The following is a 12,526-nucleotide window of genomic DNA, read 5'->3' as shown; positions in this document are numbered from 1 at the left end:
TTCCTTTCTCTCTCATCTCAGAATAGTCTCACCGGTCTGAGACGGACCAGGCAAACAGCTAATATCTATTCTTGCTAATACCTATTCTTGAAAGGATAACAACATGACGAATCATTCATCTCTGGCTAACCGCAATCCGCCTCAGTTTGAATTGTCCCAGATTAAATCTCTGGTCCGGGAACTGTATGACCTGGAAGGGAACTTCACGGCACTGAACAGCGAACGGGATCTGGCCTGGCTGGTTCGTAATGAAGAGGGGCCGCAGGGGGTTATCAAAATTTCCAACGCTCAGGAGCCTGAAGGCATCGTTGACCTTCAGATCAAAGCGGTCGAGCATATCCTTGAGCAAGACCCTGCACTGGTCGTTCCTCCTGTTATTGCAACCCGCCAGGGTAAGGCATACGAGTGGATAACCTCTGACCTGAGTGGCGATCGCCATATGATCCGCCTGATGGCGTTTATGGATGGACGTGTTGTGGAAGACACACCGGAAGCCTATTGCGATGAGTATTACTATAACATCGGTGTCACCATGGGACGGATTAACGCCACGCTTCAAAGTTTTTACCACCCCTATGCGGGCAGTAATAAGCATCTGTGGGATCTGGGACATTGTCTGCAATTACGCGAAATGCTTCCCGGTCTGCCAGAGGGTGAACTGCGCGATCTGCTGACCTCCACCCTGGATAAAGCTGAGCAGCACACGCTGCCTGCGCTGAAGAAAACCCGCTGCCAACTGGTCCATCAGGACGCTAACGACGCCAATGTGATGGTCAGTCATGACGATCCAACCCAGATCGCTGCGATTCTGGATTTTGGGGACGTCGCCTTTAACAGCATTCTGGCAGAGATCGTCACCATCTCGGAGACGTACGCCGAAGGCGAGGAAGATCCTATCCGCCCCTTGCTGCAGGTTGCCCAGGGATATGACAGCGCCTATCCACTCACCGGGCAGGAGGTCGATCTATTGTTTGATGTCATGCGTCTGCGACTGGCGATGGCCTCCCTCATCATCAACTTCCGCAAACTCAACGACCCGGAGGCTGGCACGCACCTGGAAGACCGCTTCTTTACCAAGATGCTCTTCAAACTCAACGAAATGGGGCAAGAGACTGTCACCCGTCGACTGCGTGATGCCCTGCGTTTTCCTGTTTACAGCCCGATTGAAAATGATGGCCGTCAGTTTTCAGATCATCAGGACGAACTGGTCCGGCACCGGGAACAGCATCTGGGCAAAATCTGGCACTTTTATGATCAGCCGCTGAACATCACCCGGGCTCAGGGCGGCTGGATGTACAGTGCTGATGGCACCGCCTACCTGGATGCTTACAATAACGTCCCTCAAATGGGCCATTGTCATCCCCATATCACCAAAGCGATCGCCCGTCAGGCCGAGGCTTTGAACACTAATACACGCTATATGTGTGATATTGTCGCCGACTATGCGGCACGACTGACCAAAGATCTGCCCGACCATCTGAACACCTGCATTTTTGTCAATTCCGGCAGTGAAGCCAACGACCTTGCCGTACAGATCGCACAGTCACTCAGCGGTCACAAAGGCGGATTAGTGCTCGATAACGCCTATCATGGCTGTACTGAGCTGACGACAAAATATTCGCCGGAATCCTGGCAGCACCTGCCCGAAGCTCTGCATCCGACACAGATCGAGCGCCTGATCGAGCCAGATATGTACAATGGCCCATACGCTGATCATCCTGAAGCCGCTGAGCTTTACTCGGCCGATGCTGACCGCGCCATCGACGCGCTGGCCAGCCGTGGATTTAAGCCCGCGACGCTGATGCTCGATACCGCCATGTGCGCCCATGGAGTGATCACGCCCCCCGACAGTTACTTTGACCGCGTGGCGGATAAAACCCGCGCTGCCGGTGGCTATGTTATCGCCGATGAGGTGCAGGCAGGCCTCGGACGGATGGGCACATTCTGGGGATTCATGGGCGCCGGGCTCAACCCGGAAAAAGTAGATTTCATTACCATGGGCAAGCCCGTCGCTAACGGTCACCCGCTAGGTGTGGTGATTCTCTCCAGCGAGATGATGAAACAGTTTATTGGCGGCACCCACCCACTGCTGTTCAGTACATTTGGAGGCAATACCGTTGCCTGTGCTGCAGGCATGGCAGTGCTTGATGTGATCGAACGTGAACAACTGGTACAGAAATCCAACGACGTGGGGGATCAGCTACGTGCAGGGCTCCGCGAGTTGGCTGAGAAACACTCGCTTATCGGCGATGTCCGTGGGCGCGGTATGTTGGTTGGTCTTGAGCTGGTGACCTGCCGGCAAAAGCGTACTCCGGCAGCAGAAGAGACTGAGCAGTTGATTAAGGAGATGATTAAACGCAACGTTATGATCGGCAAATCCCTACCCGGCACCCTCAAAATTCGCCCTTCACTGGTCTGGGGTAAAGAGGAGGTAGATTTCTTTATCAACGCGATGGACGAGAGTCTGAAGATGCTTGGTTGAATGAGCGACAAGGTATCTTTATATAGGTAAGAACACCGCCTGTAACTAAATAGCCTGGCCAGATTCGCCGGGCTTTTTTTCGCCTATTGCCAATGATTAGAACGCCTGTGATTAAGCACTTCAGCTTGCCAGATAATTCACCCTCTGAATGACTTAAACCCATCGCTCTTATGCAACAAACCAATGGATCCATTGCAGTTGTTGCAGGCGGAAATCAATCATAAAGCCCAGCGGGATCAGGCTGTCATTCCTGATATAAGCTTGTTGCGATGTTGCTGGAGCGGCTCTTTGCTTAACTTCTGGTTTCAGCTCTTGCTAAAAAGGGGCGGAGTACCGATGCTGCTGACAATTGGTGAGAACTTTTTGGTGGTGACTGTAACGCAGCGGCCAGGAAACTTTACAAAGCGCTATCAACTGCTTCACTTAGTTAAAGGACCTTACACTATGAAGGCCCTTTTCTGTTATCAGGTCAGAGGGTTCAGGTTTTTCTGATCAATAAAGTTTTTTGCGTACTGTTGCCAGTGTTTGACACTCAGGCTCCGGTCCGCAACCTGGTCAACCAGGGTAAAGCTTTTCTGGTGATTTTTTCTGGCGATCACACCACTGATCCGGAACACTCCGCCATTTTCCTCAGGTGTGGCCAGGATGGTATAGCCTTTATAACGGATTGCCCCCTCAGGCAGGGGCGTAAACAGTGATTTCAGCGCTGATAGCAGGGACATGGTTCTCTCCTCTTTTTTTTATTTCATGTATAGAGCAGGCGAAGCCCAAGAGGAAGCGTTGAGATACCAAAGTATGTTTAAGGGTGTATGAAAAAGGTACTAAGGTTGGACAAGAGATAGCGGTTTGAGAGGAGATCAGACGTGTAATCAGCCTCGCAACGTGCTCTGCTGCTGATCTTCAGGGTGTCACAAAAAAGGCCGCTCACGGGGCGGCCTTTTGCGTTTTAACGTAAAGCAATATCAAACTTACTCTTGCGAATAGCTCTCAATCGATGGGCAGGCGCAGAACAGGTTGCGGTCGCCATAGACGTTGTCGATGCGGTTAACCGTTGGCCAGAACTTGTTGGCTTTAACGGACGCCAGCGGGAAGGCTCCCAGAACCGGAGAGTAGGGGCGATCCCAGTTAGGATCGATCAGGTCTTCCAGTGTGTGAGGTGCGCCTTTCAGCGGGTTCTTTTCAGCATCAAGAATGCCGGCTTCAACATCGGCTATCTCCTGACGAATGGCGGCCATCGCTTCGATGAAACGGTCCAGTTCGCACAGCGGCTCGGACTCGGTCGGCTCGATCATCAGCGTGCCGGCCACCGGGAAGGACATGGTCGGTGCATGGAAACCGTAATCCATCAGGCGCTTGGCAACATCCTCTTCAGAGATACCGGTGCGCTCTTTCAGCGGGCGCAGGTCGATGATGCATTCGTGGGCGACTTTGTCGTTACGGCCTGTGTAGAGCACCGGGTAGTGTTCACCCAGCTTCTTCGCCATGTAGTTGGCATTGAGAATGGCAACTTCAGTCGCTTTACGCAGACCCGGCTGACCCATCAGGGCGATATACACCCAGGTGATCGGCAGGATGCTGGCGCTGCCCCAGGGGGCTGCTGATACGGCACCGTTGTCCGCGTTCGGACCATCAATTTTCTGTACCGGGTGGTTAGCCACGAACGGTGCCAGGTGCGCTTTGATACCGATAGGGCCCATACCCGGGCCGCCGCCACCGTGAGGGATACAGAAGGTTTTGTGCAGGTTAAGGTGGGACACGTCCGCGCCAATTTCGCCCGGCTGGCTGATCGCCACCTGTGCGTTCATATTGGCACCATCCATATACACCTGCCCGCCGTGCTGGTGGATGATCCCGCAGATCTCGCGGATGCTCTCTTCGTATACACCGTGGGTGGAGGGATAGGTGATCATCAGGCAGGCGAGATTGTCGGCGTGCAGTTCCGCTTTGGCCCGCATGTCCGCCATATCGACGTTGCCTTGGTCATCACAGCCGACGATAACTACTTTCATATCTGCCAGCGCTGCGGAGGCGGGGTTAGTCCCGTGCGCCGAGCTTGGGATCAGACAGATATTGCGGTGATCATCGCCGTTGGCCTGATGGAATTTACGGATCGCCAGCAGACCCGCGTATTCGCCCTGTGCGCCGGAGTTCGGCTGCATGCAGATGGCATCGAAACCGGTGATGGCGATCAGCATCTGTTCCAGTGAGTTGATCATCTCGCTGTAGCCAGCGGCCTGATCAATCGGTGCAAACGGGTGCAGGTTGGCAAATTCAGGCCAGCTGACCGGAATCATCTCGGCGGTGGCGTTCAGCTTCATGGTGCAGGAACCCAGTGCGATCATCGCGTGGGTCAGCGAAATATCTTTGTTTTCCAGCCGCTTGAGGTAGCGCAGCATCTCGGTTTCACTGTGATGGGTGTTGAATACCGGATGGGTCAGAATCGCAGAGGTGCGCACCAGTTCAGCCGGGATGGATGCTGAGCCGTTGGTGACCAACTGGGTATCAATCGCGTCAATATCCAGACCGTGATCAGCCCCCAGAATCGCCTGCCACAGATCGAGAATATCCTGACGCTCGGTTTTTTCGTCGCAGGTGATACCCAACTGATCGCTGCCCACTTTACGCAGGTTGATCCCCAGTGCCAGCGCGGCTTCATAGGCGTTGTCACGTTGTTCTCCCAGATCCAGAGTGAGGGTGTCGAACCAGTGGCTGTTAACCAGTTGAACCCCTTTAGCCTGCAGACCCGCGGCGAGAATATCAGCCATCCGGTGGATGCGGCCAGCGATCGTCTTCAGACCCTCAGGACCATGATAGGTGGCGTAGAAACCTGCCATATTGGCCAGCAGCACCTGTGCAGTACAGATGTTAGAGGTGGCTTTCTCGCGGCGGATATGTTGCTCACGGGTCTGCATCGCCATCCGCAGTGCCTGATTACCGCGGCTATCGACAGACACGCCGATAATACGGCCAGGCACCGAACGCTTGTATTCATCGCGGGTGGCAAAGTAGGCCGCGTGTGGGCCACCAAAACCCATCGGCACACCAAAGCGCTGAGCGGAACCAAACACAACATCGGCCCCCAGCTCGCCTGGTGACTTGAGCATTACCAGACTCATGATATCGGCTGCGGCACAGAACAGCGCTTTTTTGGCGTGGGTCTTTTCAATCAGTTCAGACAGATCTTTCACATGGCCGTAGGTGCCCGGGTATTGAGCGATCACGCCGAACGGTTCGTGCTGCTCGATCAGGCTGTCCAGATCGCCAACGATCACATCATAGCCCAGTGGTTCGGCACGGGTCTGGATCACGCTGATGTTTTGCGGGTGCAGGTTTTCATCCACCAGGAAGGTGTTGGCTTTGCGCGCCTTGGACATCCGTTTACACAGGGTCATCGCTTCGGCTGCGGCGGTGGCTTCATCCAGCAGGGAGGCATTGGCCAGATCCAGACCAGTGAGATCAAGCACCATCTGCTGATAGTTCAGCAGGGCTTCGAGACGTCCCTGAGCGACTTCAGGCTGATAGGGCGTATAGGCGGTGTACCAGCCGGGGTTTTCCAGAACATTACGCAGGATAACATTGGGCACGATGGTATCGGTGTAACCCATACCGATCATGGAGCGGTTGATCACATTTTTCGAGGCGATCTGCTTCAGTTCCGCCAGCACATCATCCTCAGTACGGCAGGTGTCCAGGTTGATTGGTTGTTTTAGCTGGATGCTGCCGGGGACGGTCTGCTCGATCAACTGATCCAGGGATTCCAGCCCCAGTTCGGCCAGCATAGACAGCTGTTCTTCGGTGTTGGGGCCGATATGACGACCGATAAATGCATCAGTCTGTTCCAGCTGTGCCAGGGATTGGATGTTATCTGCGCTCATGGTGTGTGTCCTGCGAAGATCAAAATTGAAAGTGGGTAAGTAAAATACAAAACGTGCACGGAGGCTTACTGGCTAAGTGTTAGTTGGCTTAACCGCCCCTCTGATTTTGGTGGCGTATGATACAGCTTTTTGTGGCGTTGATGTATTAAAAAATAGTCGATATTCCATTATTGGAAACAGATGTGCTTATAGTGTCGGGTCTGTTTCCACTATAGACCCTGATATCAGTGCGGCAATATGTCACAGCACCATGCGGCATCCTGTCACACCCCAGCAGCAGCACGTGAATTTACAATAGCGGTTAATGCTTATATCTGTCTCTGCTAAGGAACGCTGTATGATCAAGACAACCCTTTCGCTGGCGGTCGCCGCCGCTATTTCCGCTCCGGCATTCGCCGGCCATGATGATAAACCGCTGGTGATCGAGATAACCTCGGGGCTACCTCAGGTGGAAAATACTGTGCAGAGTGAAACCGCAGCGGTGCAGGCATCCCCGACGACGGATGGCGGTGAACTGTTACAAAGCCTGAGCGGTGTCTCCGGTATCCGTATGGGTGGCCGGTCGATTGACCCGGTGATCCGGGGGCAGAGCCAGACCCAACTGAATATTCTGCTGGATGGCGCCTATGTTCATGGTGGCTGTCCCAACCGGATGGACCCCCCGACCTCATATAGTAATGTTGATAGCTATGACAGTGTTACCGTAATCAAGGGCAATCGTACTGTTGTCTATGGCGGAGGCGGTTCCGGCGGAACGGTACTGTTTGAGCGGGACTGGCCGCAGTTTGATGACAAGGGCTATAGCGGTGAACTCAGTGCCAGCTATCAGGGCAACAGTGACCGCTATGAACTGGGAGCGGATGTTGCGGCAGGGTCTGATCAGGGCTATATCCGTGTTATCGGTCATAAAACCGAAGCCGATAACTATGAAGACGGTGACGGTAATGAGGTTCGTTCATCCTTTGAAAGCCTGTCTAAATCACTGTTGGTGGGGTATAGGCTGACGGATCTGACCACTATTGAAGCCAGTTATGAGAAACAGGAAGAGGATGATGTGCTGTTTGCTGGTGCGGGGATGGACTCGCCCTATGCAGATGCCGACACCTCCCGTCTGAAACTGACCCATGAGTTTGAGCAGGGAGCGTTGCAACAGATGCAACTGGAACTCTATCAGTCTGATGTGAAGCACAACATGGATAACTACAGTCTGCGTCCGTCGGGAATGATGAAGATGCAGGCACCATCGACCTCGGACACCGAGGGGCTGCGGCTGATATTTGATGCCCGGGCCGCTGATATCGACTGGACCTTTGGGGCGGATATACAGAATAACGAACGTAATGCAGAGTTGCAGAATGCCGCCGGAGTTGTGCAGCGGATTATGTGGCCGGGTGCAGAGATTAAGCAGACCGGTGTGTTTGCTGAGGGTGAAAAAGCGCTGGGTGCCGATGATATTGTCAAAGGCGGGCTGCGTTACGATCTGATTAAAGCGGAAGCCACCCGCAGAGATGAGACTGCGGGTATGCCGGTCTTAAGTTCAGCTGATATCTGGCAACTAGCCGGAGCACCGGCCGATGCAGGAGAGCAACGGACCGAGCATAATGTAGGCGGTTTTGCCAGCTGGACTCACCGTCTGAATGATCAGTACACAGTTGAAAGTACGTTGTCACGCAGCGTGCGTACTGCCGATGCCACCGAACGCTATATGGCGCGTTATACCATGACCGGTGACTGGATCGGGAATCCGGAACTGGACCCCGAGAAGCATCATCAGCTGGAAGTCAGCCTGCAGGGTAATCTGGAATCTGTGAGCTGGTCGGCAACGGGCTGGTATAACCGCGTTAACGATTACATTCTGCGCGAAACAGTGACTGCTGGGATGAAAAACCGTGATCTCTATCGCAATGTTGAGGCGGAACTCTACGGCGCTGAACTGGAAGCGGCATACCCTCTGAATGCCAACTGGCAGTTGGGCAGTTCGCTGGCCTGGACAGTGGGTAATAACCTGGATGATGACACTCCCTTGTCACGTATCGCGCCGCTGGAGCTGAATACCTCCCTCGATTATCAGAAGGGTCCGCTACAAATGGGGGCCGAGTGGCAACTGGTTGCCAGTCAGAAAGATATCTGTCTCAGTGGCGCTGCGAACTGCGGTGGGCAGGATGTGCGCAAAACGCCAGGCTATGGCGTTGTTAATATGCATGCGCAGTATGAGTTTGAGAGTGGTTTAAGACTGTTGGCCGGAGTTGATAACCTGATGGATAAGGCTTACACCGTGCATGAGAGCCGGGGAGATGTGACCACTGGTACCAGTTATCAGGTGACAGAACCGGGCCGCAGCGCCTGGATTCGGGTGACACAGTCGTTCTGATTGTTTTGGATTTTCCCTTTAGTTTTGCCGGGTCCTTTGACCCGGCTTTTTTATATCTTTGTTTTGGTAAGAGCGTTTCACCACAGAGGACACAGAGATCTACAGAGAGGAGCTTTGGTTAAAGTGGTTTCCTTGGTGTGCTTAGCATGTCCTTTGGGTACTGTGTTTCTGGTGGAGAAGTATTTTATAAGAGTTGCTTCTCCTCGGTGTTCTCTGTGTTCTCGGTGGTGAAAAATCTTTTAGAGTGATTGGTTTTACCTTAGTACCCAAAGGGCATGCTAAGGACATAGAGGTTTAGAGAGAAGGGCTTTTGGTAAGAGCGTTTCACCACAGAGGGCACAGAGGTCCACAGAGAAGAGCTTTTGGTAAGAGCGTTTTACCATAGAAGGCACAGAGGTCCACAGAGAAGAGCTTTTGGTAAGAGCGTTTTATCACAGAGGACACAGAGATCCACAGAGAGGAGCTTTGATTAAAGTGGTTTCCTTGGTGTGCTTAGCATGTCCTTTGGGTACTGTGTTTCTGGTGGCGAAGTATTTTATAAGAGTTGCTTCTCCTCGGTGTTCTCTGTGTTCTCGGTGGTGAAAAATCTTTTAGAGTGGTTGGTTTTACCTCAGTACCCAAAGGGCATGCTAAGGACACAGAGGGCACTGAGAAGAGCTTTGGTTTTAAGGCTTTTAAGTGGTTTCCAGATGTTCTGATAATGTCTGTTGGGTAGTGTGTTTTTGGTGGTTAGTGTTTGAAGGTGTCAGACGTATTAAGATCGGGGGGAGTTCAATCGCAGCCAAGGGTCTGCCTTTCACGGGTAATGAGTTTAAGCCAGTCTTGTGTCGAGAGTCCTTCCAACTGATGATTTACTCCGACCAGAGATATCCGTCGGGCTTCAGGGTAGCGGCTAAGGTATGCCATCTGATGTTGTGAGGTCACTTCGCTATCTTTATCGCCAATGATATGCAGTTGCTTCAGATTGTGTTGGCTGACCGGCAGTTGTGCCGGGTTGATAGAGTCGAACAGGGGTGAGTAACCATGACTGGATGTCCAGCTATCGGTATCCAGTGGTGCGGCAAGGGTAATCAGTTCGGTTACCTGAGGTGAGCGCTGGGCGATAATGGCTGCCAGCACACCGCCGCCGCTGTGGCCAACCAGAACTACCTGTTTGTCACCGGCTAACCGGGTTATGATCTCTTCAAGACTCTCAGCAACGCTTTCAGCGTAGCGTCCAAAGCTCCATAGATGGGGTGAGCAGTTGCGGCTGTTTTGCAGGCCAAAATAACAGGGCCGTCCCAGCCATACCGCATTGTCCAGGTCCTGGCGGGCTAGTTGTAACAGTGGGTTTTTAATTCCGGTGGGGTTGGCTGCAATGCGTGAGCCTTGTTTAATAAAGGGAATACCGTCACCTTCCAGATAAACCGTTAAGCAGTGCCGGTTAGAGGTGCTCTTTTCCGGTACAGCTAACCAGTGTTCGAACTGGGTGGAGCTGAGTTGTTGAAAGTGAAAGCCTGGAGGTGTATTCAGCGTCGGATCTGGTTTTACTGGTTGTTGCTGGCAGCCGCAAAGTATAAACGCAAACAGGGAGATACCTTGTAACAGTATCTCCCTGCGGTTGCACTTTGCTTTTAGTAGAGCAAATCGTTTCAGAATATCTCTCTGCTTATTTTAAAAGCTTATTTAAGAACTCATTTAAGAGCCTTTATCAAAACTCATAGCGGAACTGGGCAGCCAGACTGTGATTCTCGACATCGCTGTTATCCAGATAGGTGCTGTATCGCAGAGATAGTTTAGATGAATCTGACAGCATAACGGAAGTGCCCAACCCCAGGGTCATGTATTCCTGATCGAGTTCGCTGATATCCATATTGAGTACAGAGGAGCCGCCGACAAAGTTAACGGCAACACTGCGGGAGTCATCAGCGAACTCATGTACAAATGCCAGGCTGGCATTGAGTTCCACATCTTTCTGCTTTATCTGAAGGTATTTAACCAGCTCACCACCCAGAGTCAGACGAACCGATTCTGCCTGATCATCACCAACGGTCAGCGGCGTTACACCTGTTTCGGTATAACCATCGACATCAATTTTTTCGTAATTAGCGGCCAGTGAAGGTGTTAGCATCAGGCTATCTGAGGCGATAAAGTTATAACCGCCTTTAACCATCAGGTGCTGAGTAGTTGAGTCGGTTTTCGCTTTCATGGTATTGCCGCCAAAGTTCCGGCTGATACCATGGTTTGTCCAGCTGTAGCCCACCAGTCCATCAATAAAGATGTTTTCAGTCGGATAGAAGGTACCATAGGCAAACAGTGAAGTCGCTTCGGTGTCTGTTTCACCCTGATTTCCATCCTGTTCGGTGTTGTTGTTGGTGTAGCCCAGAGCAACACCAGCAAGTAGTTCAGGTGTAAAGCGGTAGTCAAACCCGACCGTTAATCCGTTGGTGTCAAAGTCACTGCCGACAGAGTTGTTGCTGGCGTCGAAAGAACCCTTGTCCATCCGGCCTTCGATGAACAGGCCCCTGGCCAGTGCTGATGGCTGTCCTTCACCTGCTGCGGCTCCGTTAATATCAGTGATGCCCTGTTCTTCGAGAATCTCGCGGTAAGAGACCATCTGGCCATTTTGTTCTATTTTCAGTTTATCCAGATCAATCTGCACAACGGTACCAGAGCGGCGCGAATTTAATCGCTGGTTGATATTTTGCAGCTGGAAGATACCTGTCTGACGGTTATAGCTGATAATCCGTGGTAGTGTACGGGAAGAGAGTTGTAGCTGCTGCATTCCACCGTTACCCGGTTGCGACTGAATCACATTGGACAGACAGTTAAGAAATGCTGCGGAGAAGGATTGAGCATCGGTGCCGCCAGCGCGCAGCAGGTTCAGGTCTGCTACGCAGCCCTGGGCAGCGATAGCGAGGTTGGTGTAATCATCTGTAGTGGTATCATAAGAAGATTGAGGTGGAAAGATTACCCCAGCCGCAGTTGTAAAACCGCCGCTGCCGTCAGCGATATAGGTGTCTGTACCGTCTGTACCAATGGCTGCGTCATTATTGCCGGAACTCATAGGCTGGTTGAGAATACCAGTCAGTGTTGCCCCTTTATCCTGCAGAGCGGTCAGGATAGAGTTGTAGTCCAGATTACTATCATAGATATCCCGGTCTTCATCGGTTACCAGGATGATGGCCACCCGTGCCCCGGGATCAAACGTCAGATTATCAAGGGCATATTGGATTCCCGCATAACCATCTTCAGTGCCCCCGTTTACCACCAAACCTGATGTCGCGGAAGCAAAGTCGCTGGCGTTGCCAAACTGTCCACTACCAACGGTGAATGGCCGTGGTGCTATTGCACTGTTGCCATAGCCTACCAGACCGAAGCTGGAACTGAGTCCGACGATGTCCTGCAGGTCAGTTTCCAGTTGTGAGGTGAAGTCGGGTAGCCAGGCGTGTTCCCCCGACATTGAACCGGACTCATCGACGACGAAAACCAGATTGACGTCAGCGGCGTATGCCTGATGGGTTGATGCGATTGCGATTGCGATGGAGAGCAGGGAGGCGGACAGCGTTTTGCTGATCACTCGTTTGAGGCGCATAGGAGGATTCCTTTCCGTAATTGATCTACTGATTGTTGTGTTTTAGTTGATTGACGTTGTACCCAGAGCGATCTCTGACTGCCACAGATACTGAATGTCTGATGGGCGATAGGATATTAAGTTTGCCGTTTAAGTTAAAGCTTATGTTGTCCTGTCCATGATCCAGGACAATTTTTTAACTGGAACTTTTTCAGGACTGCCCAAAATGACCGTAATATGACCGC

The 12,526-nt window shown here is 52.3% G+C and carries 6 protein-coding genes; 2 read left to right on the top strand and 4 right to left on the bottom strand.

Annotated elements, in window-relative coordinates:
* The first annotated feature begins 103 nt into the window (after positions 1-103).
* Positions 104-2,482 (top strand): aminotransferase class III-fold pyridoxal phosphate-dependent enzyme, encoded by a 2,379-nt coding sequence (locus OCU43_RS16930; protein ID WP_091359337.1) that lies wholly within the window; start codon positions 104-106, stop codon positions 2,480-2,482.
* A gap of 464 nt (positions 2,483-2,946) precedes the next feature.
* Here OCU43_RS16930 and OCU43_RS16925 read toward each other — a convergent pair whose 3' ends face one another.
* Positions 2,947-3,204 carry an HlyU family transcriptional regulator gene (locus OCU43_RS16925; protein WP_091359340.1) on the bottom strand — a complete coding sequence of 86 codons (258 nt, stop codon included), beginning with the start codon at positions 3,202-3,204 and terminating at the stop codon, positions 2,947-2,949.
* A gap of 246 nt (positions 3,205-3,450) precedes the next feature.
* Positions 3,451-6,357, bottom strand: coding sequence for an aminomethyl-transferring glycine dehydrogenase (gcvP, locus tag OCU43_RS16920; protein ID WP_091359343.1), 2,907 nt, complete (start codon positions 6,355-6,357; stop codon positions 3,451-3,453).
* Between the two features lie 337 nt (positions 6,358-6,694).
* Here gcvP and OCU43_RS16915 point away from each other — a divergent pair, with 337 nt between their 5' ends.
* Positions 6,695-8,728, top strand: coding sequence for a TonB-dependent copper receptor (locus OCU43_RS16915; RefSeq protein WP_175483542.1), 2,034 nt, complete (start codon positions 6,695-6,697; stop codon positions 8,726-8,728).
* Between the two features lie 771 nt (positions 8,729-9,499).
* On the opposite strand, the gene OCU43_RS16910 is transcribed toward OCU43_RS16915, so the two are convergent.
* Positions 9,500-9,988 (bottom strand): alpha/beta fold hydrolase, encoded by a 489-nt coding sequence (locus tag OCU43_RS16910; protein ID WP_261833013.1) that lies wholly within the window; start codon positions 9,986-9,988, stop codon positions 9,500-9,502.
* A 430-nt stretch (positions 9,989-10,418) separates the two neighbouring features.
* On the bottom strand, positions 10,419-12,302 hold the full coding sequence (locus OCU43_RS16905) for an autotransporter outer membrane beta-barrel domain-containing protein (protein WP_091359353.1): 1,884 nt from the start codon (positions 12,300-12,302) through the stop codon (positions 10,419-10,421).
* Positions 12,303-12,526 lie beyond the last annotated feature (224 nt).

It is taken from the genome of Amphritea atlantica, assembly GCF_024347255.1.
Taxonomy (GTDB): domain Bacteria; phylum Pseudomonadota; class Gammaproteobacteria; order Pseudomonadales; family Balneatricaceae; genus Amphritea; species Amphritea atlantica.
Note: the sequence above shows the minus strand (reverse complement) of the source record. Positions and strands in the feature narration are given on the sequence as shown.